We start from the raw sequence: 22,367 nt of genomic DNA on the forward strand, positions 1-22,367 counted from the left end.
GCCCCGCCGTCTTCTTCCGCCCGCACCGCCAGAACGAGATCCGACCGGAGGTCGCCCCGTGACCCGAGTGCTCGTCGTCGAGGACGAAGAGTCCTTCAGCGACGCGTTGTCCTACATGCTGCGCAAGGAGGGGTTCGAGGTCGCCGTCGCGGCCACCGGCCCCGAGGGCCTGGAGGAGTTCGAGCGCAACGGCGCCGACCTCGTCCTGCTCGACCTGATGCTGCCGGGCCTGCCCGGCACCGAGGTCTGCCGGCAGCTGCGGGGACGCTCCAACGTGCCCGTCATCATGGTCACCGCGAAGGACAGCGAGATCGACAAGGTCGTGGGCCTGGAGATAGGGGCCGACGACTACGTCACCAAGCCCTTCTCCTCGCGCGAACTGGTCGCCCGCATCCGCGCGGTGCTGCGCCGCAGGGGCGAGCCGGAGGAGGTCGCGCCCGCGGCGCTGGAGGCGGGCCCGGTGCGGATGGACGTGGACCGGCACGTCGTCACCGTCGGCGGTGCCAAGGTCGACCTGCCGCTGAAGGAGTTCGACCTGCTGGAGATGCTGCTGCGGAACGCCGGGCGGGTGCTGACCCGGATGCAGCTCATCGACCGGGTGTGGGGCGCCGACTACGTGGGCGACACCAAGACGCTCGACGTCCACGTCAAGCGGCTGCGCGCCAAGATCGAGCCGGATCCGGGGGCCCCGCGCTACCTGGTGACCGTGCGCGGTCTCGGCTACAAGTTCGAACCGTAGGCCGCGGGCTCACGCGGACCGGCGGGCGGGGCCCGGAGCCGACGGCTCCCGGGCCCCGCCCGCGTTCACGACCGTGTCCGACGGGCCGGGCCGGCTCAGTGCTCGGCGTCGGGCGCCGCCGGGGTCTGGCGTTTCTTGTCGGCCTTGTCGCCCTTGTTCTGGTCGCCGGTCTCCGGCTTCCCGTCCTTCTTGGACTTGTCCTCGGCCTTGCCGGACGCCGGGGCGGTGGCGCCCGCCGGCTTGCCCTGCTTGCCGCCGCCCGGCTTGCCCGGCTGCGGGGACTGCGAGGTCTGCGGGGACTGGGAGGGCTCCGCCGGGCCCCAGTCCTTGAAGTAGCTGGTGGCCGGGACGACGAAGGCGCCGACCCGCACGTCACCGGTGCGGCTGAAGACGAACGACAGCTGCTGCTGCGCGCCGTCCTTGAGGCTCTCGCGGCCGTTCGGCAGGACGGCGGAGGCGTTGCCCTTGCCGCCCAGCGTCACCGAGCCCCCGGCCGGGACGACGACCGGGCCGCTGCCCTTGGCGCCGGTGAGCTGCACCGTGGCGTTCTTGCCGGGCAGCTTGACGGCGGTCAGCGTCTGGTCCTGGGTCCCGTTGTTGAACACCTGGCCCGTGATCACGGCCGGGCCGGTGGCGGTCTGCCCCGGCTGGGTGACCACGTTGACGTTCTGGAGCTTGATGTCACCGACGGAGGCGGCGGCGTTGTCCGGCTTGACCTGCAGCGTCTGCGCGCTGTTCCCCGCCCCGCAGGCGGAGAGCGAGACGATCGAGAGCGCGAGGACGGTGGCGGCGAGAGCGCCGCGTCGAAGGCTGCTGCTCACGGCGGCGGCATCTCCTTGGACGAAGTAAGAGGTGTGTCAGCGCGCTTAGGTTACCGAGCCGTCGCGTGGCCCCCGCACCCGACCCGCCCCTCAAGGTCCACTCGGCCGCCGAGCGTCCTACCACCGGCTTATCGGAGGAGCAGCCCGATGGATTATCGGTAAGGAATGTGAGTGGTGAGGGGGAACGAGTTACGGAATTGATCAAGTTCGGCTTGATCAATTCCGTAATGCGCGCGCGGAACCTCCCGCCGCCCCGAACGGAGTACCGGAACTGCCGCGACCGGACCCCGGCAAAACGGGACGTTCGACCGCTCGCGAGCCCGTCCCGGTACGTGTAACGTGCCCGTTTCGCTTGCCCCGGACAACCGCTCCGACCTGCGAATACCTGCTTCCGGAACCCCCGCGCAGCACGTCCCGGCCGTTGTTGTCAAGCCCCGAGATATGCCCTGACCTGCGGAAACGCCATTCAGAACGAACACTTCCCGTGTTAGACTGGATAGCCACGGAAGGGGTACCTGTCACATGACGTTCAAGGTTGGCGACACCGTGGTCTATCCCCATCACGGGGCCGCGCTGATCGAGGCCATCGAAACTCGCCAGATCAAAGGCGTGGACAAGACCTACTTGGTGCTGAAGGTCGCCCAGGGTGACCTGACGGTTCGGGTGCCGGCGGACAATGCGGAGTTCGTCGGTGTTCGCGATGTGGTCGGCCAGGACGGGCTCGACCGGGTCTTCGAGGTCCTTCGGGCGCCGTACGCCGAAGAGCCCACGAACTGGTCCCGCCGCTACAAGGCGAACCTCGAGAAGCTCGCCTCCGGCGATGTGATCAAGGTCGCCGAGGTCGTGCGCGACCTGTGGCGCCGGGAGCGCGAGCGCGGTCTGTCCGCCGGTGAGAAGCGCATGCTCGCCAAGGCCCGCCAGATCCTGGTCAGCGAGCTCGCCCTCGCGGAGAACACGAACGAGGACAAGGCCGAGGCCCTGCTCGACGAGGTCCTCGCGTCCTGACGCACACCTGACGCTCAGGTGCCGGCTCCCCGCCGCACAGCAGAAGTGCGACGCAGAGGTCGCGACGTGGAAGTGCCGCGGTGCCCGCCGACGAACGAAAGCTCGTCCGACGGGCGCTGCGGCATCTCTGCTCCGGCCGGGGCCGGTGTTTCCCGCCCGTGCCACCCATGGTCCGTACCATCGCGCCGAAGGCCCGGTGCGCGGACGCCGGTGGGCGAGCGGCCGGACCAGTCGTTCACGGAAGGGGCTGGTCACGGTGAGCGCCCGGCACGTTCCCGAGCCCTGCGCGCTCGGGGTTCCCCCAGGCCATACCCAACTCGGCCGAGGAAGCAAACCTGAACGCCAACGCGATGTCTGATCGAGCCACTGTTCCCGACGGTCCGGAGCCGTACGGCGCCCCCGAGGCCCCCGCGCCCCGCACCGCCGCGGTGATCCCCGCGGCCGGACGCGGCGTCCGGCTCGGCCCCGGCGCGCCCAAGGCGCTGCGCGCCCTCAGCGGCACCCCCATGCTGGTCCGCGCCGTCCGCGCCATGACCGCCTCCCGGGCGGTCTCCCTGGTCGTGGTCGTCGCCCCGCCGGACGGCGAGGCCGAGGTGCGGTCCCTGCTCGACGACTTCCCGCTCGCGGGCGACCGCACCGAGGTCGTGGTCGTCCCCGGTGGCGCGACCCGGCAGGAGTCCGTGGGCCTGGGCCTGAAGGCGCTGCCCGACGACGTCGGGACCGTCCTCGTCCACGACGCGGCCCGGCCGCTCGTCCCCGTCGACACGGTCGACTCCGTCGTCGCCGCCGTCCGCGCCGGTCACCCGGCCGTGGTGCCGGCCCTGCCGCTGGCCGACACGGTCAAGCAGGTCGCCCCGCGGGACGCGGCGGACGCGACGGCTCCGGAGACGGTCACCGGCACCCCCGAGCGCGCGCTGCTGCGCGCCGTGCAGACCCCCCAGGGCTTCGACCGGCGCACCCTGGACGCGGCCCACGCGACGTTCGAGACGGCCGCCCGCGAGGGCGACGGCGCCACCGACGACGCCGGGATGGTCGAACGGCTGGGCGTCCCCGTCGTGGTCGTCCCCGGCCACGAGGAGGCGTTCAAGGTGACCAGGCCGCTGGACCTGGTGCTGGCCGAGGCAGTGATCGCCCGGAGGAGGGCCAATGACGGTTTTTAGCCCGGGGACCCTGCCCCTGGTGGGCATCGGCACGGATGTGCACGCCTTCGAAGAGGGCCGCGAGCTGTGGTGCGCGGGTCTGCTCTGGGAGGACGCGACGCATGGCCTCGCCGGCCACTCCGACGGTGATGTCGCCGCGCACGCGGCCTGCGACGCGCTGTTCTCCGCCGCGGGCGTCGGCGACCTGGGTGCCCACTTCGGCACCGACCGGCCCGAGTGGTCCGGTGCCTCCGGCGTGACCCTGCTGGCCGAGGCGGCCCGCATCGTCCGTGCCGAGGGCTTCGAGATCGGCAATGTGGCGGTGCAGGTCATCGGCGTCCGCCCGAAGATCGGCAAGCGGCGGGCCGAGGCGCAGCGCGCGCTGTCCGAGGCGGTGGGCGCGCCGGTGTCCGTCTCCGGGACGACCTCCGACGGGCTCGGCCTGACCGGCCGCGCGGAGGGTCTGGCGGCGGTGGCGACGGCGCTGGTGTTCCCGCGCTGAGCGGTTGGGGCGTCACGCCCCGGTACGACGCCGCACTGGCATACCGTGATCCGGTACCCACACTCCGTCGCGCGCGCGCCCGCCCGGCGCGCGCCCGTCTCTCGAGGGAAGGGCCCCGGATGCTCTCGGACGACCTGAAGCAGTACCTGGACGACAATCCCGCCTTCGTCACCGTCGCGACCGTCCAGCCGGACGGCAGCCCGCAGCTGTCCGTCACCTGGGTCAAGCGGGACGGCGACGACCTGCTGATCTCCACGACCGTCGGGCGCCGGAAGGAGAAGAACCTCCGCCGCGACCCGCGGGTCACCGTCCTGGTGAACCCGCCGAACGCCCCCTACACCTACGCCGAGGTCCGCGGTACCGCGGAGCTGACCACCGAGGGCGGTCAGCAGCTCATCGACGAGCTGTCCCGGAAGTACACGGGCAAGGCGTACGCGGACTTCAACCCGGACGCGAAGAACGACGCCCAGCGGGTCGTCGTGCGGGTCACGCCCCGCAAGGTGGTCGGCAATCTCTGAGCGGCCCTGCGCGCCCGCCGGGGAACGGCGGGCGCGTCCGCGTGTCCGTCAGCCGCCGTCGCCCGTCCCGGCGCCCACGCGGCCGGACTCGGCCGGTTCGAAGGGCTTGGGGTGGCGGGGCTCCTGGAGGATGGTCAGGCCGCTCTGCGGGTCGGGTGTGCGGAGGGCGGGGACGGTGGAGTTGCGGCGCATCTCCTCCATGCCCTGCTGCATCGCGCGCCGCAGGCGTTTGCCCACCGGGCGTTCGACGCACCGGTGGATCAGCCAGGCGGCCGTCAGCATCACCGCGATCAGGCCGGCCACCAGCGGGTACGGCGGGATGTGCGAGCGCAGACCGTGGATGACGGTCATGCCGATGTACTGGTGGATGAGGTACAGCGGGTAGGTGAGCGCGCCGGCGGTGGTGAGCCAGCGCCACTGGATCCGGTCGAAGTAGCCCAGCGCGATCAGCGCCATGATCACGAAGGCCGCGAACACCATCAGCTTGGCCGGCCAGGTGGGGATGCTGTTGTTGGTGTTGTCGGCGACCCGCTTCGGCACCCCGTGCAGCGCGATCAGCAGGGAGACCGTGACGATGGCCCACAGCAGTGCCGTGGGCTTGAAGCGGTGCATCAGGTAGAAGGCGATGCCGGCGACGAAGTAGGGCGTGTAGAGCGTCGGGGCCCACATCTCCAGCAGCTTGCTGCCGGACTGCGGGGCGACGACCGCCGCGACGGTCCAGACGCCGCAGAACAGGACGCACTTGCGGTACGTGACGCCGGTGGCCACCACGATCGCGAAGAGGACGTAGAACTTCAGCTCGATGAACAGCGTCCAGTAGACGCCGTCCACGTCCCACACCCCGAACGCCTCCTGGACCATCGTGAGGTTGGTGAGGACGACGTCCCAGTTCTCCACGCTGCGCACCTGCGGCCACAGCGTGATCACCCCGGCGGTGAGGAGGACCGCGAACCAGTAGGCGGGGTAGATCCGGGAGACCCGGGAGACCACGAAGTCGCCGAGCGACCGCCCCCAGGTGCTCATGCAGATGACGAATCCGCTGATCAGGAAGAAGACCTCGACCCCGACGAAGCCGTAGCGGGTGACCGTCCGCAGGACGGGGAAGACCTTGTCCGGGTGCTGGTCCCAGCCGCCGCGCAGGGCGGTGTAGTGGAAGACCACGACCATGAGGGCCGCCACCAGACGGAGCCCGTCCAGTACGGCGAGCCGGGGTGCCGGGCGCCGGACGGCGAGTGGGGCGCCGTCGAGTTCACCTCGCCTGGCGAAGCGCATGTCGTCCTCTTCCGTGGGCTAGTCGGATCGTCATACAGAGCGGGGGTGTGCGGGAATGCTGACACAGAGGACGTGCGCATGGCTGCGACCGTGGTCTCCTGTCTCTGTTTTTCTCCACCGTCTCCCCTGGATGGTGGTATTCATCCACGCCCCTCGCCGACGGTTCGGTGACGGCCGGGTGACCGGACGGTGCCGGTGGCACCCGGCGGCCCGGCTCCCCGTCGTACGGCGGCGCGCCGGAGCGCGTCGCCGAGCCGGCGGGCCAGCGGGCGCTCGATCACCCTGTGCACCAGCCAGGCGGCCGTCAGCGCCCCCGCCAGCAGGAGGGGGAGCAGCACAAGGCGCGGAAGGTGTCCGTCCGCGTGCCGGATGACCACCCACCCGACGCGCTCGTGGAGCAGGTAGAGGGGATAGGTCAGCGCACCCGCGGTGGACAGCCAACGCCAGTCGAGCCGCCGTGTCCACCCCAGTGCGACCGCCATCACGGAGAGGTAGAACACGGCGACCAGGGCGAGGGTGGGCCAGTGGGGCACCCGGTGGCCCATGTACGCCTCCGCGCGGCGCTCCGCGACCAGCAGGTCGTGCTGGGCGATCAGGAAGGTGCCGCCCACGATCAGCCAGAGGAGCGGGGCCGGGCGGAAGCGGTACATCAGGTAGAAGGCGATGCCCGCGATGAAGTACCAGCAGTCGTAGGGCAGCAGGACGCGTTCGAGCAGCGGGTCGCCGGTGGCCCGGGCGACGACCGCCCCGGCGCCCCAGAGCCCGCAGAAGGCCACGACGCGCCGGTAGTCGAGCCCCTTGTGGACGACGAGCGCGAACAGCAGGTAGAAGCGGACCTCGATCCAGAGGGTCCAGTACACGCCGTCGACCGGTTCCACTCCCAGGGGGTCCTGGAGCATCGTGAGGTTGACGGCGACGTCCTGGAGGGCGGTCGGGGAGTTGACCACCGGCCACAGCCGGACGACGAGGGCGACCAGCAGCACCGCGAACCAGTAGGCGGGGAAGAGGCGGGTGATCCGGGAGACGGCGAACTGCCCGACGCCCTTGCCCCAGCCGCTCATGCAGATCACGAACCCGCTGATCAGGAAGAAGAGCTGGACGCCCAGCCAGCCGTAGGAGGCCGGCAGGTACGCGGTGGGGAAGAGGGCGCGGGCGGAGCGGTGGCCCCAGGCGCCGCTGTCGAAGGCGATCCAGTGGTAGGCGACGACCATCAGCGCCGCGCACAGCCGCAGCCCGTCCAGGGCGGCCAGCCGGCCCGGGCGGCGCGCGGGGGGTGCCGGTGGCCGCTCCCGGGGTTGGGGGTGGTCCTGCTGTACCGGCAGAGTGGAGTGCAACGCCCCTCCTGGTGTCCGCGGCGCTCCGGTCCCGAGGTGTGCCCGGGAAGTTACCACGCGGAATTGCATTTTTGCCGCAAAACATTAAATAGCGGGCAAAGCGTGCCGGAGGGTCGCGCGCGGACCGCTCCGCGCCCGGCCGCGCACGCCCCCGAGGGCACTCGGGGTCCGGATCAGGGTCCGATCCGGGTGCCGGGCGCCCGGGGCACTGCCGCGGGCCCACTACCCTGGTTCCGTGACTATTCGCCTGTACGACACCAGCGCCCGGCAGATCCGTGACTTCTCCCCGCTCGTCCCGGGCTGCGTCTCGATCTACCTGTGTGGCGCGACCGTGCAGGCCGCGCCGCACATCGGCCACATCCGGTCGGGGCTGAACTTCGACATCATGCGCCGCTGGTTCGCCTACCGCGGCTACGACGTGACGTTCGTCCGCAACGTGACCGACATCGACGACAAGATCATCAAGAAGGCCGCCGAGCAGAACCGCCCCTGGTGGGCGATCGGCTACGAGAACGAGCGCGCGTTCAACGCCGGCTACGACGCCCTGGGCTGCCTGCCCCCCACCGTCGAGCCGCGGGCCACGGGCCACGTGCCCGAGATGATCGAGATGATGCGCGGGCTGATCGAGCGCGGTCACGCCTACGCCGCGGACGGCAACGTCTACTTCGACGTCCGTTCCTACGCCGACTACCTCCGCCTCTCCAACCAAGAGCTGGAGAACCTGCTCCAGCCGTCCGGCGAGGGCGAGACCGGCAAGCGCGACCCGCGCGACTTCGCCATGTGGAAGGCGGCCAAGGAGGGCGAGCCCAGCTGGGAGACGCCCTGGGGCCGCGGCCGTCCGGGCTGGCACCTGGAGTGCTCGGCCATGGCGCACAAGTACCTGGGCACCGCCTTCGACATCCACGGCGGCGGCCTCGACCTGATCTTCCCGCACCACGAGAACGAGATCGCCCAGGCCAGGGCCTTCGGCGACGACTTCGCCGCCTACTGGGTGCACAACGCCTGGGTCACCATGAGCGGCGAGAAGATGTCCAAGTCGCTGGGCAACTCGGTGCTGGTCTCGGAGATGGTCAAGGAGTGGCGCCCGATCGTCCTCCGCTACTACCTGGGCACCCCGCACTACCGCTCGATGATCGAGTACAGCCCGGAGGCGCTGCGCGAGGCCGAGTCGGCGTTCGCGCGGATCGAGGGGTTCGTGCAGCGGGTCGTCGAGAAGGCGGGTCCGGTGGAGCCCGCGACCGAGGTGCCGCCCGCGTTCGCCGAGGCGATGGACGACGACTTCGGCGTCCCGCAGGCGCTGGCCGTGGTGCACACCACCGTCCGGCAGGGCAACGCGGCCCTCACCGCCGACGACAAGGAGGGCGCCGTCGCCCGCCTTGCCGAGGTGCGGGCGATGCTCGGCGTCCTGGGCCTGGACCCGCTGGACGAGCGCTGGTCCGGCGGGGACCGCGGCGACGACCTGCACGGCGTGGTCGACTCGCTGGTCCGGATGGTGCTGGAGCAGCGCCAGGCGGCCCGCGTCCGCAAGGACTACGCCACCGCCGACGCCCTCCGCGACCAGCTCCAGCAGTCCGGTCTCGCGATCGAGGACACCCCGTCCGGCCCGCGCTGGTCGCTGTCCTGAGCGCCGGTCGCCGTCCTGAGCGACACTTTTCGTACGTACGTCTACTGAGCCGCGGCCAGCGGCTCTGGCAGTGAAGAAACAGGTGACCCCATGGCCGGCAACAGCCAGCGCAGGAACCGCCGCACGTCCAACAAGAAGGGCGCGACGGTCGGCAGCGGCGGCCAGCGGCGCCGGGGGCTGGAGGGTAAGGGCCCGACCCCGCCCGCGCACATGCGCAAGGGCCACAAGAAGAACCGCGTCGCCAACGCCCAGGCCAAGCAGGCGGCCCGCCGCCCGGCCCCGCGCCGCGGCGGCCCCAAGGGCACCAACGAACTGGTCGTCGGCCGCAACTCGGTGGTCGAGGCGCTGCGCGAGGGCGTCCCCGCGACCACGCTCTACGTCCAGCAGTACCTGGACAACGACGAGCGCGTCCGCGAGGCGCTCCAGCTCGCCACGGACAAGGGCCTCAACCTCATGGAGGCCCCGCGCCCGGAGCTCGACCGGATGACCAACGGGCTCAACCACCAGGGCCTGGTCCTCTCGGTGCCGCCGTACGACTACGCGCACCCCGAGGACCTCACCGCGGCGGCGCGGGCCGACGGCGAGGACCCGCTGATCGTCGCCCTCGACGGCATCACCGACCCGCGCAACCTCGGCGCCGTCGTCCGCTCCGTCTCCGCCTTCGGCGGGCACGGCGTGGTCGTGCCCGAGCGCCGCGCGGCCGGTATGACGGCCAGCGCGTGGAAGACCTCGGCCGGCACCGCCGCCCGGACGCCCGTGGCCCGCGCCACCAACATGACGCGGATGCTGGAGGCGTACCAGAAGGAGGGCCTGATGGTCGTCGGCCTGGCCGCCGACGGCGATGTCGAGCTGCACGAGCTGGACGCCCTGGAGGGCCCGGTCGTGATCGTCGTGGGCAGCGAGGGCAAGGGCCTCTCCCGACTCGTCGGCGAGACCTGCGACTTCCGGGTGCGGATCCCGATGCCGGGTGGCGCCGAGTCGCTGAACGCCGGTGTCGCGGCGGGCGTCGTGCTGTACGAGGCGGCGCGCCGCCGGGCGTGACGCCGCGGTCGCGGTAGCGCGTCGTCCGCACGGGCCGGACGGGCCGGGATTCCGCCCGTCCGGCCCTTGCGGGCGCGCTTGTTGTCCGCCTTGACGGGTCTCGGACACCCGTGTCGGTCAAGGCAGTGTCCTAAGCTCCGGTCACTCGGTTAGATGAGCGTGGACACCAGAACACCCCGCACACCTACGGGGGGAAGCTCTTCCGGGTACGACGACCAGCCCGCGCTGAGTACGGTGAAAGTCCCGTCCGACCCCGCGCAGGTCTCCGGCAACCACCTGAGCTTCCGCGTGCAGCTCGCGCGTCCCCCGCACGCCGCCGCCCGGCACTACGCCGGAGTCGCCGCCGACACGGCGCAGCTGCCCACCGTCAAGGGCCCGGCCAGGCGCCGGGCCCCCGTGGTGTGGAGCGGGCGGGCCGAGCCCGGTGACGCGGCGCCGACCCGGCTCCTCGACGCCGTACGGGAGTCCGGGGCCGCCCGTACCGCCGGCGGCGGCGAGGCCGGGGCCACCCAGGTCCTGCCGCGGATCGGCGTCGACGACGCCCCGACCACCGTCATCGGCCCCCGTGGACCGCTGGAGCCGGGTGAGCCGCTGCTCAGCGGCATCCGCCCGACCCATGGCGCGTTCGACGAACAGCCGTACGGCCACGGCGAGTTCGACGTCGGCGAGGACGGCTGGTCCGACGAGGACGACGGGGAGGACCGGGACTCCAGGAACGACGGCCGCGACGCCCTGCTGCACGCCTACTACCCCGGGCGCCGGATGAACCTGGGCGTCGTCCTGCTGCCGCTGCGCGTCTTCCTCGGGCTGATCTCCGTCTACGCCGGCATGGGCAAGCTCTGCGACCCCGTCTACTTCGACGGCGGCAAACGCGGCTCCATGGTCACCTGGCTGACCTCCCTGCACCCCTGGCCCGCCGCCGCCCCGCTCCGGGAGCTGGCGCTGGCCCACCCGGTGGGCGCGGGCCTGACCGTGGCCTTCCTCCAGATCATCGTCGGCGTCCTCACCATCTTCGGCCTCTGGCAGCGCCTCGCCGCCGCCATCGGCGTCCTGCTCTCGGCCACCCTGCTGGTCACGGTGAGCTGGCGGACCGTGCCGGTCTACGACGCGCCGGACATCATCTACCTGGCCGCCTGGAGCCCGTTGGTGATCGCGGGCGCCCCGGTGTACTCCGTCGACGGCCGGCTCGCCGGCGAGGCGTGGCGGCGGCTGGGTCCGCGGGCCGGGATCGGGCAGCTGCGGCGGCGGGTGCTGCGCCGCGGCACGGTCATGGCGACGGTGCTCATCGGCCTTTCCCTGCTGGTCGGTTCGACGCTCGGCGGGGCCGTCCGCTCCTCGCGGCCGGCGCCGGCGCCGGGTCCGTCCGCCCCGCCGGTCAACAACCTGCCCGGCTCGCCGCTTCCGCAGCGTCCGTCGGCCGGCTCCTCCCCGCGCGGCGGGGCGCACGGCTCCGCGACGCCGGGGACGCCCCGGCCGAGCGCCACGGGCCGGAAGTCCCCGTCGCCGAGCGCGAAGCCGGCCGTCCCCGGTTCGGTCAAGACACCGACCGGAGCGGCGACTTCAGGCCATGCGGAGGCCGGCACCGGCGGTCCCCGCCCCGCGACCCGGACGCCCCACCAGCGTCCCGCCGCCCCGGCGGCACCGCACAGCCCCTCGGGCGCCGCGACCACCGGCGGTTCGGGCGGCGGTGGGACGACGTCGGGCGGCACGGGAACGTCCGGCGGCTCGACGGGCGGGGGCGGCGCCCTCGGCGGTCTCCTGGGCTGACACCGGTATCGCGCGCCGCGGCCCCGCACCCACTCGGGTGCGGGGCCGCGGCGCGTGGTGCGGGCGTCAGCCGGCGAGTTCCCGGGCCGCCTCCGTCAGGTCCTTGGCGGTGTCGATGGCCCGCCAGTAGGCGCCGTGCGGCAACGGGTAGCCGGCCAGCCGCCGTTCCCGGGCCAGGCGGGGGAAGGTGGTGCGCTCGTGGTCGCCGCGCTCGGGCAGCAGCTCGGCGAAGCCCGCCGAGAAGACGTAGACGCCCGCGTTGATCAGGTAGGGCGAGGGCGGGGCCTCGATGAAGTCCAGGACGTGCCCGAACTCGTCGGTCTCGACCGCGCCCCAGGGGATCCGGGGCCGGGCCAGGGCGAGGGTCGCGGTGGCGTCCCGCTCGTGGTGGAAGGCGGCCATCTCGCGGAGCGAGAACCGCGTCCAGATGTCCCCGTTGGTGGCGTACCAGGGCCGGTCCGGGTGGGGGAGCGAGGCGGCGGCGTGCCTGAGGCCGCCGCCGCGGCCGAGCGGCTCCTTCTCGACCACCGTCGTCACCCGCAGCGGGAGGTCGGCCGACGCGAGCCACGCCTGGAGCACCTCGGCGAGGTGGCCGCAGGAGACGACGGCGTCGGTGACGCCCTCGGCGGCCAGCCAGGCCAGTTGGTGGCCGATGATCGGCATGCCGGTGCCGGGGATCTCGACCATCGGCTTGGGGCGGTCGTCGGTGTAAGGGCGAAGCCGTGACCCCTGGCCTCCGGCCAGGATCACGGCTTGCGCGGGTGTGGGGACGGGGTGCGTGCCGGTCATGCCCCGCACGATATGCCGTGCCGCGGGGTGCGGTGCGACCGGCCGCCGCCGGGGGCGGGAGGGCCGTCAGTGGCCCTGGGCCACCCCGGAGGCGTACGAGGTGTCGCAGACCGGGCGCGAGTACGCCTGGGCCTTCTTCGCGGAGTGGTACTTGGCGACGGCGGCCTGGCCGAGGACGCGGGCGATGTCGACGCAGTAACGGGCCAGCGAGGGACGGCCGTTGGTGGCGACCTGGAGGTGGGTCAGGGCCACTCCGGGGTTCTTCTCCTGGAGCTCCGTGAGCAGCTTGTCGCGCAGCACCTCATGCGGGGCGCGGGCCCTGGCCTGGCTGGAGGCGGCGTCCGAGGACGCGGTGAGCACCTGCGACTCGGCGTTGGGCGCCGCCCACGGGACCCGGGTGACGGCGAGGGTCCCGGAGAGCACCATGACGACGGGGAGGACGAGGGCGAGGGTTCTGCCGATGCGGCGGGCGGCCTGGTTCATGCCGCAGATGGTAGCGAGGCGTAATGAGACCGCGACATTTAGTCACCCGATCGGGTGGCATTACCTCGGCCCTTCGGTGGGAAGGGTTGACGCCCGGGCGGCCGGACCTGGGGCGGGCGGCCCGAAATCGGTGACGCGTCCGGTTGACGGGCCGTGAGGGCCGCCGTGCCGCCCGCGCCGGGGCGGCACGACGGCGTGAATCAATCGCTCAGCCGCTCGCCCGACGAGGTCGAGAACACGTGCAGCTCGCCCGGGCGGGGGACGACGTGCAGGGCCGAGCCCTTCTCCGGCACCCGCCGGCCGTTGACGCGGACCACCAGGTCCTTCTGCTCGCCGCCGACCTCCGCCGTGCCGTACACGTAGCCGTCGGCGCCCAGCTCCTCGACCACGTTGACCGTGACGGCCAGGCCGGCGGGGGCGTCGGCGGCCTCCTTGCTCAGCGTCCGGGCCGTGTCGCCGTTCTGCTCCACGACGTCGAAGTGCTCGGGCCGGACGCCGACGGTGACCGTCCGGTCGCCCCGGTCGGCCGCGGCGGCCAGCGCCTCCCGGGAGACCGGCACCACGCTGTTGCCGAACTTGACGCCGCCGTCGGTGATCGGCACCTCGACCAGGTTCATGGCCGGGGAGCCGATGAAACCCGCGACGAAGAGGTTGGCCGGGCGGTCGTACATATTGCGCGGCGAGTCGATCTGCTGGAGCAGCCCGTCCTTGAGCACCGCCACCCGGTCGCCCATCGTCATGGCCTCGACCTGGTCGTGGGTGACGTAGACGGTGGTGATGCCCAGGCGCCGCTGGAGGCCGGCGATCTGGGTGCGGGTCTGCACGCGCAGCTTGGCGTCCAGGTTGGACAGCGGCTCGTCCATCAGGAACACCTGCGGCTCGCGGACGATCGCCCGGCCCATCGCCACGCGCTGCCGCTGGCCGCCCGAGAGCGCCTTCGGCTTGCGGCCCAGGTACTCGGTGAGGTCCAGGATGCGCGCCGCGTCCTCGACCTTCTGCCGGATCTCCGCCTTGGGCACGCCCGCGATCTTCAGGGCGAAGCCCATGTTGTCGGCGACGGTCATGTGCGGGTAGAGCGCGTAGTTCTGGAACACCATGGCGATGTCCCGGTCCTTCGGCGGCAGGTTGGTGACGTCGCGGTCGCCGATGCGGATGGAGCCGCCGTTGACGTCCTCCAGCCCCGCGAGCATCCGCAGCGAGGTGGACTTTCCGCAGCCCGACGGGCCGACCAGGACGAGGAACTCGCCGTCCTCGATCTCGATGTCGAGCTGGTCGACGGCGGGCTTGTCGGCGCCCGGATAGATCCGGGTCGCCTTGTCGTACGTGACCGTGGCCATGGTGGTGGGTCCCTTCACCGGCAGGAACGTGCCGGACGATCCGAGTAGAGGGAGCGGTGCTGAGTGGTCCAGTCCAATGTGGACGGGATGCGGTGACGGTACCTGGGGAGCGGGCCGTTGTCAGCAGGTCGCGGTCGCGAAAATTGGGGGGAGCGGCGGGGCTGTCTCCGGTTAGACTGCTTCCGCGCGCTGCCGCGTGCCGCCTTAGCTCAGCTGGCCAGAGCACCTGTCTTGTAAACAGGGGGTCGTCGGTTCGAATCCGACAGGCGGCTTCTTGCCGCGCACAGCACGAAGCCCGGGCCTTGGCCCGGGCTTTGTTGTGCCCCGGTCCCGCCCTTTCACCGTTTCTTGCGGGGGCAAGCCCCCGCACCCCCGAAGCGCCCTGCGGGCTCTCCCAGAGGGGCCTGGGGGCGCAGCCCCCAGGAAACGGCGAAAGGGTGGGAAGGGGGCGGAACTACCGCCGACCGGAGTACGAGGCGTGGTCCTCGTACGAGTCCGTGCCGGCGTAGGGGGTCGGCTCCGCCTGACGCGGAGCGTCCTGGTGGCCCGGCCACCACGCCTTGTGCCCGAGCAGCGACGTGACCGTCGGCACGAGCAGCATGGCCATCACGAACGCGGTGAGCAGGATGCCGAAGGCGACCGCGAAGCCCATCTGCTGGAGCATGGAGTTCTCGGCGAGCAGCAGCACACCGAACGTACCGGCGAGGATGATCGCCGCGGAGGCGACCGTCGGGGCCGACTGGGCGACCGCGGTGCGGATGGCCTCGCGCGGGGCCACGCCCTTGCGGACCTCCTCACGGAGGCGGGCGACCATCAGGATGTTGTAGTCCGTGCCGATCGCCACCACGAAGAGGTAGATGATGATCGGCAGCATGAACAGCATGCCGTCCTCGCCCTTGAGGTCCTGGAACAGCCAGACCGTGGAGCCGAGGGTGGCGCCGAAGCCGAGGGCGACGGCGATCATCAGGTACAGCGGGGCGACCAGGCTGCGCAGCAGCAGGCCCAGGATCAGCATGATCGCCAGGCCGGCGACCGGGAAGACGACCTTGTAGTCGTGCTGGACGGCGTTCTCGATGTCGGTGAGGACCGCCGAGGTGCCGCCCACCAGGGCCTCGCTGCCCTTCGGGGCCGCCTGGTGCGCCGTGTCGCGCAGCTCGCCGCCGACGAGCTTGATGGCCTCGTCGTGGTTGGGCTTGGCCTTGGTGACCACGCTGAACTGGACGACGGACCCGTCCTTGCTGGGGACGGCCGGACTGACCTTGTCCACGCCCTTGACGGCCGCGAGCTTGCCGCGGAACGCCTCCAGCTCGCCCTTGTCGAGCCGTGCCCCGTCCTTCGCCTTGACGAACACCATGGCCGGGTCGGCCTGGCCGGCGGAGAAGCCCTTCTGGAGGTCCTTCATCGCCTGGACGGACTCCAGCTTGTCGGGCAGCTGGCTGTCCATGTCCCACTGCGACTTGAAGCCGAAGGCGCCGACCGCGAGGACGGCGAGCACCACCGTGGAGAGCGCCGCCACGATGCCCGGGCGCCGGGAGACCAGGCCGCCGACCGCGTTGGCCGTGCGGTTCTTCGGGGTCTTCTTCCACGCCTTGGACGGCCAGAACGCCTTGGTGCCGAGCAGCGAGAAGACGGCGGGGACCAGCGTCAGGGCGGCGATCAGGGTCACGCCCACGGCGATCGCCAGGGACGGGCCCAGGGCCTTCATCATGCCCATCGTGGACAGCAGCAGGGCCAGGAACGAGGCGATGACCGCGCCGGCGGCGGAGGCGATGGTCTCGCCCACCCGCGCGACCGCCTCGGCCAGGGCCGTCTTGGGCTCCTCACCCTTGCGCAGCAGCTCGCGGTAGCGGAACAGCAGGAAGAGGATGTAGTCGGTGCCCACGCCGAAGAGCACCACGATGAGGATCGGGGTGACGCTGGCGTCGGCCTTCAGCCCGCCGACGTCGGCCGCCGTGCCGATGAGGCCGTTGGCCACCGAGGTGACGAGCAGGATGATCAGGACCGGCAGGATGGCGATGAGCGGGCTGCGGAAGATGGCCAGCAGCAGCACGATGATGAGGACCAGCGTGGCCATCATGATCATGCCGTCGGTGTCGCCGGACTGCTCCTTGGAGTCGAGGTTGGACGCCGCCGAGCCGGTGACGCCCAGCTTCAACTGGGTGCCCTTCAGCAAGGGTTTGGCGTCCTTGCGGAGGGACTTGATCGACTCCATGACGGTGTCGTCCGACCAGTTCTTCTCACCGGAGTAGATGTTGGCCAGGGCTATCTCGCCGTTGGGCGAGACCGCTTCCGGCCCGGTCGTCACCTTGGATATCTTCTTGTAGTGCTTGTCCTGGAGGGCGGCGGCGACCTTCGCCACGTCCTGCTTGTCCTGGGCGGTGAGCTTCCCCCCGTCGGAACGCTTGAAGACGCCCACGGCCGCGGCCTGTTCGTCCTGGGGGAACGCCTTCTCCTGGACCTTGCCCGCCTGCACGGACTCGTAGTGGGACGGAAGGAACTCCGCCTGGTCCGTGGTGGACTTCAGACCCGGCGCCAGGACACCGAGGGCCACGGCTGCCACGACCCAGGCCAGGATCGTGAGCCAGGGCCGGTGGACGGCGAACCGCCCGACTCGTCGGAACATGGTGTGGAGCTCCCCCTTGGAATTGCGTGGATCTATCGGAACACTGAGTGGATACTGATCGGGTGGTGCACGGGTTCGACGCGGCCCGGCGGAGGGTACGGATGTCCGAACGGGCATCCCTACGCTAGGGATGCTCTTTACCTGGGTCCAACGATTACTCGAGGAATCAGGGGAAAATCGGTCCTGGGGTGGGGTCGTCTCCTCCCCTCGGAGGAGAGGCGTCTCACCCGTGGGGTAGAGATCACCTGCCGAACGCCTCCACCCGGATTACGCTGCCCCCATGGCGATCACGTCGATGGAAGCGTCCTCCCGCCCGCTGGGCCCGGAGCACTACGCGGCCCGGATGGAGCGCGCGGCCCGCTCCGCCGCCCAGGCCGGCATGGCCGGACTGATCATCGCGCCCGGCCCCGACCTGGCCTGGCTCTGCGGCTACCACCCGCCCGTCACCGAACGTCTCACCGCGCTGGTGGTGACCCCCGGCCGCAGGACGCTGCTGCTGGTCCCCGAGCTGGAGCGGCCCGACGCGGAAAAGGCGCCCGGCGCCCCGGCGTTGACCGTCGTCGGCTGGCGGGACGCCGAGAACCCCTACGACGCGCTCGCCGCGCACCTCGAACCGCAAGGCCGCTACGGGGTGTCCGACAACACCTGGGCGCTGCACCTGCTGGCCTTCCAGCGGCTGCGCCCCGGCGGGGCCCACGCCGCCCTGACCGAGGCGCTGCCCATGCTGCGCGCGGTCAAGGACGGGTACGAGGTCGAGCGGCTGGCGGCGGCGGGCGCGGCGGCCGACGCCACGTACGAGGAGATCGTCCGGCTGCCGTTCGCCGGGCGGCGGGAGCGCGAGGTGGCCGCCGACCTGGACCGGCTGCTGCGCGAGCACGGCCACCAGCAGGTGGACTTCACCATCGTCGGCTCGGGTCCCAACGGCGCCAATCCGCACCACGAGGCGGGGGACCGGGTGATCCAGGACGGCGACATGGTCGTGATGGACTTCGGCGGCCTGATGGACGGTTACGGCTCCGACACCACCCGTACGGTGCACGTCGGGGAGCCGGGTGCCGAGGAGCGCAAGGTCCACGACCTGGTCCGGGAGGCGCAGCAGGCGGCGTTCGAGGCCGTCCGGCCGGGGGCCGCCTGCCAGGACGTCGACCGGGCCGCCCGCCAGGTGATCGCGCGCAACGGCTACGGCGAGTACTTCGTCCACCGGACGGGCCACGGGATCGGCGTCACCACGCACGAGCCGCCGTACATGGTCGAGGGCGAGCACCTGACGCTGGTGCCGGGGATGTGCTTCTCGATCGAGCCCGGGATCTATCTGCCGGGCCGGTTCGGGGTGCGGATCGAGGACATCGTGGTCTGCACGGAGGACGGCGGGCGGCGGCTGAACACGACGGGCCGGGAGCTGCTCGTCGTGGCGTGACGCCGGTCCTACGGGCGGGTCCGGCGCGGCTCCCGTTCCGTCCGGGTCCCGCGGGGGCCGCCCTCCGGCGCCCGGTCGCCGTGGCGCGGGGCCGGGGCCGTGATCACCAGCCAGGCCACCGCCGAGGCGGCCAGCATGATCACCGAGGCCCAGGCCAGCCCGACGTGGAAGCCGTGCACCACCCCGTCCTTGACGATCGCCGAGCGCGCCGCCGGTGTCACCGGCCCGGTGGCCGCCGCCGATTTCAGGTGCGCGGCGACGTACGAGCCGGTGGTGGCGGTCGCGATGGTGTTGAGCAGCGCGGTGCCGATCGAACCGCCCACTTGCTGGCAGGTGTTGACGGTGGCGGAGGTGACGCCGGAGTCGTTCGGGTCGACGCCCTTCGTCGCGGTGTCCATCACCGCCACGAAGATCAGGCCCAGGCCCAGGCCGAAGAGGATCGTCGACGGCAGGACGTGCACCGCGTAGTCCGCCCGCACCGGCAGGGACGTCAGCAGGAACAGCGCGACGGCCGCCAGCAGCGTCCCCGGCGTGATCAGCAGCCGAGGCGGCAGCCGGTGCAGCAGCCGGGAGGCGATCTGGGTGCTGGTGACGATGATCGTGGCGGACATCGGCAGGAACGCCAGGCCGGCCTCGACCGGCCGGTAGCCGAGGACGAGCTGGAAGTAGTACGTCATGTACAGGAACATCCCGAACATGGCGATCACGGCCAGGCCCAGCGTCAGGAACGCCCCCGCCCGGTTGCGGTCGCGGACGACGCGCGGCGGCAGCAGCGGGTGGCGGGCCCGGGTCTGCCACCAGCCGAACAGCGCCAGCAGCGCCACGCCGCCGACCAGCAGGGTGAGCACCCGGGGGCTGTCCCAGCCGTGCGGTTCGGCCTCGCTGCACCCGTAGACGACGGCGACCAGGCCCGTACAGGCCAGGAGGACGCCGCGCAGGTCCAGCCGGGTGCGCCGTTCGGGGCGGTGGTCGTGCAGGGCCCACAGGCCGCCGGCGAAGGCGATGAGGGCGATCGGGGCGTTGACGTACATGCACCAGCGCCAGTCCAGGTACTCGGTGAGCAGACCGCCCGCGAGCAGTCCGACGGCCGAGCCCGCGCCCGCGATGCCGCTGTACACGCCGAACGCCTTGCCGCGCTCGCGCGGGTCGGTGAACGTCGTCGTGAGCAGGGAGAGCGCGGAGGGCGCCAGCAGGGCGGCGAAGACGCCTTGCAGCGCCCGCGCGCCGAAGAGCTGCCAGTCCGTGTGCGCGGCGCCGCCCAGTGCCGAGGCGACGGCGAAGCCGATCAGCCCCGCGAGGAAGGTCCGCTTCCGGCCGACCAGGTCCGCGATCCGGCCGCCGAGCAGCAGCAGCCCGCCGAAGGCCAGGGTGTACGCCGTGATCACCCACTGCCGGTTGGTGTCCGACATCGACAGGTCGCGCTGGGCGGACGGGAGGGCGATGTTCACGATCGTCGCGTCGAGGACGACCATCAGCTGGGCGAGGCCGATGAACACCAGGCCCCACCAGCGGCGGGGGTCGGTGGCGGGGGAGGCGGCGGTGATCGGTTCGGATGTGGGGCTCATCGCGGAACCTCGCGGCCATGGGGTGCGGAAGCTCTCGGATCAGCCTAGGCGCTGGGGGTGCCGGCCGCCTCTTGAGGCACCTGGGCCCCATGGGACCCGCCGGTCGTCACCCGCGCGTCACACGCGCGGGAAGCGGCTCTGGAGCGTCCAGACGACCGGGTTGTCCGCCAGGCCCTCGTGCATGTCGGAGAGGTCGGCGATCAGGTCGTGCAGGAAGTCCCGGGCCTCCCGGCGGAGCGCCCGGTGGTCGAGGACGAGCGGGGGCTCGTCGGCGGGGACCCAGTCCGCGGTGACCTCCACCCAGCCGAAGCGCCGCTCGAAGAGCAGGCGGTCGCTGGACTCGGTGAAGTCCAGTTCGGCGTACTGCGGGGCGGCCGACCGGGAGCCGCGCGGGTCGCGGTCCAGCTCCTCGACGATGTCGCACAGCGCCCAGGCGAAGTCCAGCACCGGCACCCATCCCCAGGCTGTGGACAGCTCCCGGTCCTCCTTGGTGTCGGCGAGGTAGACGTCGCCGCAGAAGAGGTCGTGCCGCAGGGCCCGGACGTCGGCGGTGCGGTAGTCCGTCTGCGGCGGGTCGGGGAAGCGGCGGGAGAGCGAGTAGCCGAGGTCGATCACGTCCCCGATGGTGTCACGACGCCCGTGCCCCCGGCGCGGCGGCCGGGGGCACGGGATGCGGTCCGATCGTGCGGTGGGACTACTTGACGTTGATGGCGGACCAGGCCGCCGCCACCGCCTTGTACTCCGCGCTGTTGTTGCCGTAGAGCGACGCGGCGGCGTTCAGGGTGCCGGTGCGCGCCTTGGCGTAGTTGGTGTTCGAGGTGAACTGCGTGGTCAGCGCCTTGTACCAGATCTTCTGGGCCTTGTCCCGGCCGATGCCGGTGACCTTGGACCCGTCGGCGGTCGGGCTGTCGTAGTCCACGCCGTTGATCGTCTTCTTCCCGCTGCCCTCGGAGAGCAGGTAGAAGAAGTGGTTGGCCGGGCCGGACGAGTAGTGGACGTCCACCCCGCCGATGCCGGAGTACCAGCTGTCCTTGGACTTGCCGTCCTTGCTCGGCTTGTCCATGTAGCGCAGCGGCTTGCCGTCGCCGTAGATGTTGATCTTCTCGCCGATGAGGTAGTCGCCCACGTCGGTCTTGTTGTTGGCGTAGAACTCGACGGCGGTGCCGAAGATGTCGCTGGTCGCCTCGTTGAGGCCGCCCGACTCGCCGCTGTACACGAGCTTGGCCGTGGCGGCGGTGACGCCGTGGCTCATCTCGTGGGCCGCCACGTCGAGGGCGGTGAGCGGGTTCTTGTTGTTCTGGCCGTCGCCGTAGGTCATGCAGAAGCAGGAGTCGGACCAGAAGGCGTTCACGTAGCTGTTGCCGTAGTGGACGCGGGAGTAGGCGGCCTTGCCGTCGTTGCGGATGCCGTTGCGGCCGAAGACGTTCTTGTAGAAGTCCCAGGTCACGGCCGCGCCGTAGTGCGCGTCGACACCGGCCGTCTGCCGGCCGCCGCCCCAGGTGTCGGTGCTGTTGGTGAACAGCGAACCGGTGCCGGACGTCCCCTGGTTGAGGTCGTACGTCTTGTGGCCGCCGCGCGCGCCGTCGTTGAGCTGGTACTGGGAGCCCGACTTGGTGGTGGTCAGCGGCACGGTGCCGCTGTAGGTGCTGGTGCCGGTACCGGTCTCGATGGCCTCGTACTGGTACAGCTTCTTGCCGGACGCCGCGTCGGTGATCACGTGCAGCTCGCTCGGGGTGCCGTCCTTCTGCACGCCCGTGACCACGGTCTCGTACGCCAGGACCGGCTTGCCCTGCGCGGCCCAGACGACCTTGCGCGGCGCCTGGCCGTCCGCCTTGGCGGTCTTCTGGTCGGCGGCGGCGCTCAGCGCCGACTTCTTCGCCGCGGCCGGGGCCAGGGAGGCGTCGGTCGAGGGCAGGGCTATGGTCGCGTCGTTCGCCTTGGTGACCGAGCGTCCGGCCTTCGCCTCGTGGACGATCAGGTCGCCGCCGAGCACGGGCAGCCCGTCGTAGGTGCGCTCGTAGCGCGTGTGGACGGTGCCGTCGGCGTCCTTGACGACGTCGCGGGCGATCAGCTTCTCCTTGCCGCTCAGGCCGATCTTGGCGGCGGTCGCCGACGCGCCGCTCTGGGCCTCCTGGATGGCGGCGGTGCGCTGGCTCGCGGAGAGCGTCAGTGGCAGCCCTCCGCTGTCACGGTCACCCGAGGCGCTCGCGCTGCCCGTCTGCACGCCGACGACGACCATGGCCGCGGAGGCGACGAGGGCGGCGGCACGCAGGGCCGTGGTGCGGGGGGTGGCGGTGAGTCTCAACTCTGTCTCCTCTGAGGGGGGTTGCGGGCGGCACGGGGTGTGAGCGGCCCGCTGGTGGTGAGAGGTGCAGGAGCGAATGGAGGAGA

Annotated in this window: 19 protein-coding genes and 1 tRNA gene; 10 read left to right on the plus strand and 10 right to left on the minus strand. The window is 71.7% G+C overall.

Annotation, left to right across the window (positions count from 1 at the left end; all coding sequences use genetic code 11):
* The first annotated feature begins 58 nt into the window (after window positions 1–58).
* Entirely contained in the window at window positions 59–739 is a 681-nt protein-coding gene (locus tag J7W19_RS18730) for a response regulator transcription factor (RefSeq protein WP_004943962.1), read from the plus strand.
* 95 nt (window positions 740–834) lie between these two features.
* Here the strand turns inward: J7W19_RS18730 and J7W19_RS18735 are convergent, their stop codons facing one another.
* The gene (locus tag J7W19_RS18735; protein ID WP_004943966.1) at window positions 835–1,560 is read right to left on the minus strand and encodes a copper chaperone PCu(A)C; all 726 of its coding nucleotides are present in this window, start codon (window positions 1,558–1,560) and stop codon (window positions 835–837) included.
* Window positions 1,561–2,082: 522 nt separating this feature from the next.
* Here J7W19_RS18735 and J7W19_RS18740 point away from each other — a divergent pair.
* The 4 genes from J7W19_RS18740 (at window position 2,083) to J7W19_RS18755 (ending at window position 4,724) form a co-directional block, all read left to right on the plus strand.
* The gene (locus J7W19_RS18740) at window positions 2,083–2,565 is read left to right on the plus strand and encodes a CarD family transcriptional regulator (protein ID WP_003953493.1); all 483 of its coding nucleotides are present in this window, start codon (window positions 2,083–2,085) and stop codon (window positions 2,563–2,565) included.
* Between the two features lie 350 nt (window positions 2,566–2,915).
* Window positions 2,916–3,725: a 2-C-methyl-D-erythritol 4-phosphate cytidylyltransferase gene (gene ispD, locus J7W19_RS18745; RefSeq protein ID WP_004943970.1), complete on the plus strand. Its 810-nt coding sequence runs from the start codon at window positions 2,916–2,918 to the stop codon at window positions 3,723–3,725.
* The gene (gene ispF, locus J7W19_RS18750; protein WP_040889512.1) at window positions 3,712–4,206 is read left to right on the plus strand and encodes a 2-C-methyl-D-erythritol 2,4-cyclodiphosphate synthase; all 495 of its coding nucleotides are present in this window, start codon (window positions 3,712–3,714) and stop codon (window positions 4,204–4,206) included. The genes ispD and ispF overlap by 14 nt, the downstream gene beginning before the upstream one ends.
* A 119-nt stretch (window positions 4,207–4,325) precedes the next feature.
* Window positions 4,326–4,724: a PPOX class F420-dependent oxidoreductase gene (locus tag J7W19_RS18755; RefSeq protein WP_004943975.1), complete on the plus strand. Its 399-nt coding sequence runs from the start codon at window positions 4,326–4,328 to the stop codon at window positions 4,722–4,724.
* A 48-nt stretch (window positions 4,725–4,772) separates the two neighbouring features.
* Here J7W19_RS18755 and J7W19_RS18760 read toward each other — a convergent pair whose 3' ends face one another.
* Window positions 4,773–5,996, minus strand: a complete 1,224-nt coding sequence (locus J7W19_RS18760) for an acyltransferase family protein (RefSeq protein ID WP_004943977.1) — start codon at window positions 5,994–5,996, stop codon at window positions 4,773–4,775.
* A 140-nt stretch (window positions 5,997–6,136) separates the two neighbouring features.
* Window positions 6,137–7,330: an acyltransferase family protein gene (locus J7W19_RS18765; RefSeq protein ID WP_004943980.1), complete on the minus strand. Its 1,194-nt coding sequence runs from the start codon at window positions 7,328–7,330 to the stop codon at window positions 6,137–6,139.
* A 235-nt stretch (window positions 7,331–7,565) separates the two neighbouring features.
* On the opposite strand from J7W19_RS18765, the gene cysS reads away from it, so the two are divergent.
* The 3 genes from cysS to J7W19_RS18780 all read left to right on the plus strand — a co-directional run bounded on the left by cysS (window position 7,566) and on the right by J7W19_RS18780 (window position 11,762).
* Window positions 7,566–8,954 (plus strand): cysteine--tRNA ligase, encoded by a 1,389-nt coding sequence (gene cysS, locus J7W19_RS18770; RefSeq protein ID WP_004943983.1) that lies wholly within the window; start codon window positions 7,566–7,568, stop codon window positions 8,952–8,954.
* 90 nt (window positions 8,955–9,044) lie between these two features.
* On the plus strand, window positions 9,045–9,995 hold the full coding sequence (gene rlmB / locus J7W19_RS18775; RefSeq protein ID WP_004943986.1) for a 23S rRNA (guanosine(2251)-2'-O)-methyltransferase RlmB: 951 nt from the start codon (window positions 9,045–9,047) through the stop codon (window positions 9,993–9,995).
* Between the two features lie 153 nt (window positions 9,996–10,148).
* A complete protein-coding gene (locus tag J7W19_RS18780) occupies window positions 10,149–11,762 on the plus strand; it encodes a DoxX family protein (protein WP_078587983.1) in 1,614 nt (537 codons plus the stop codon).
* 66 nt (window positions 11,763–11,828) lie between these two features.
* Here J7W19_RS18780 and J7W19_RS18785 read toward each other — a convergent pair whose 3' ends face one another.
* The 3 genes from J7W19_RS18785 to J7W19_RS18795 form a co-directional block, all read right to left on the minus strand.
* Window positions 11,829–12,551 (minus strand): nucleotidyltransferase family protein, encoded by a 723-nt coding sequence (locus J7W19_RS18785; protein WP_078587985.1) that lies wholly within the window; start codon window positions 12,549–12,551, stop codon window positions 11,829–11,831.
* Window positions 12,552–12,617: 66 nt separating this feature from the next.
* Entirely contained in the window at window positions 12,618–13,034 is a 417-nt protein-coding gene (locus J7W19_RS18790; protein ID WP_004943993.1) for a hypothetical protein, read from the minus strand.
* A 200-nt stretch (window positions 13,035–13,234) separates the two neighbouring features.
* The gene (locus tag J7W19_RS18795) at window positions 13,235–14,371 is read right to left on the minus strand and encodes an ABC transporter ATP-binding protein (RefSeq protein ID WP_004943997.1); all 1,137 of its coding nucleotides are present in this window, start codon (window positions 14,369–14,371) and stop codon (window positions 13,235–13,237) included.
* A gap of 198 nt (window positions 14,372–14,569) precedes the next feature.
* Here J7W19_RS18795 and J7W19_RS18800 point away from each other — a divergent pair.
* A tRNA-Thr gene (locus J7W19_RS18800) sits at window positions 14,570–14,643 on the plus strand.
* A 182-nt stretch (window positions 14,644–14,825) separates the two neighbouring features.
* Here J7W19_RS18800 and J7W19_RS18805 read toward each other — a convergent pair.
* On the minus strand, window positions 14,826–16,994 hold the full coding sequence (locus tag J7W19_RS18805; RefSeq protein ID WP_004944000.1) for an MMPL family transporter: 2,169 nt from the start codon (window positions 16,992–16,994) through the stop codon (window positions 14,826–14,828).
* Between the two features lie 280 nt (window positions 16,995–17,274).
* Here J7W19_RS18805 and J7W19_RS18810 point away from each other — a divergent pair, with 280 nt between their 5' ends.
* Entirely contained in the window at window positions 17,275–18,411 is a 1,137-nt protein-coding gene (locus tag J7W19_RS18810; protein WP_004944004.1) for an aminopeptidase P family protein, read from the plus strand.
* A gap of 8 nt (window positions 18,412–18,419) precedes the next feature.
* Here the strand turns inward: J7W19_RS18810 and J7W19_RS18815 are convergent, their stop codons facing one another.
* The 3 genes from J7W19_RS18815 to J7W19_RS18825 all read right to left on the minus strand — a co-directional run bounded on the left by J7W19_RS18815 (window position 18,420) and on the right by J7W19_RS18825 (window position 22,215).
* Entirely contained in the window at window positions 18,420–19,976 is a 1,557-nt protein-coding gene (locus J7W19_RS18815; RefSeq protein ID WP_004944007.1) for an MFS transporter, read from the minus strand.
* Window positions 19,977–20,093: 117 nt separating this feature from the next.
* Complete coding sequence (locus J7W19_RS18820; protein WP_004944011.1) at window positions 20,094–20,591, minus strand: hypothetical protein; 498 nt, start codon at window positions 20,589–20,591, stop codon at window positions 20,094–20,096.
* Window positions 20,592–20,670: 79 nt separating this feature from the next.
* Window positions 20,671–22,215 carry a M4 family metallopeptidase gene (locus J7W19_RS18825; RefSeq protein WP_078587997.1) on the minus strand — a complete coding sequence of 515 codons (1,545 nt, stop codon included), beginning with the start codon at window positions 22,213–22,215 and terminating at the stop codon, window positions 20,671–20,673.
* Between the last annotated feature and the right edge of the window lie 152 nt (window positions 22,216–22,367).

This window comes from Streptomyces mobaraensis NBRC 13819 = DSM 40847 (genome assembly GCF_017916255.1).
Lineage (GTDB): Bacteria > Actinomycetota > Actinomycetes > Streptomycetales > Streptomycetaceae > Streptomyces > Streptomyces mobaraensis.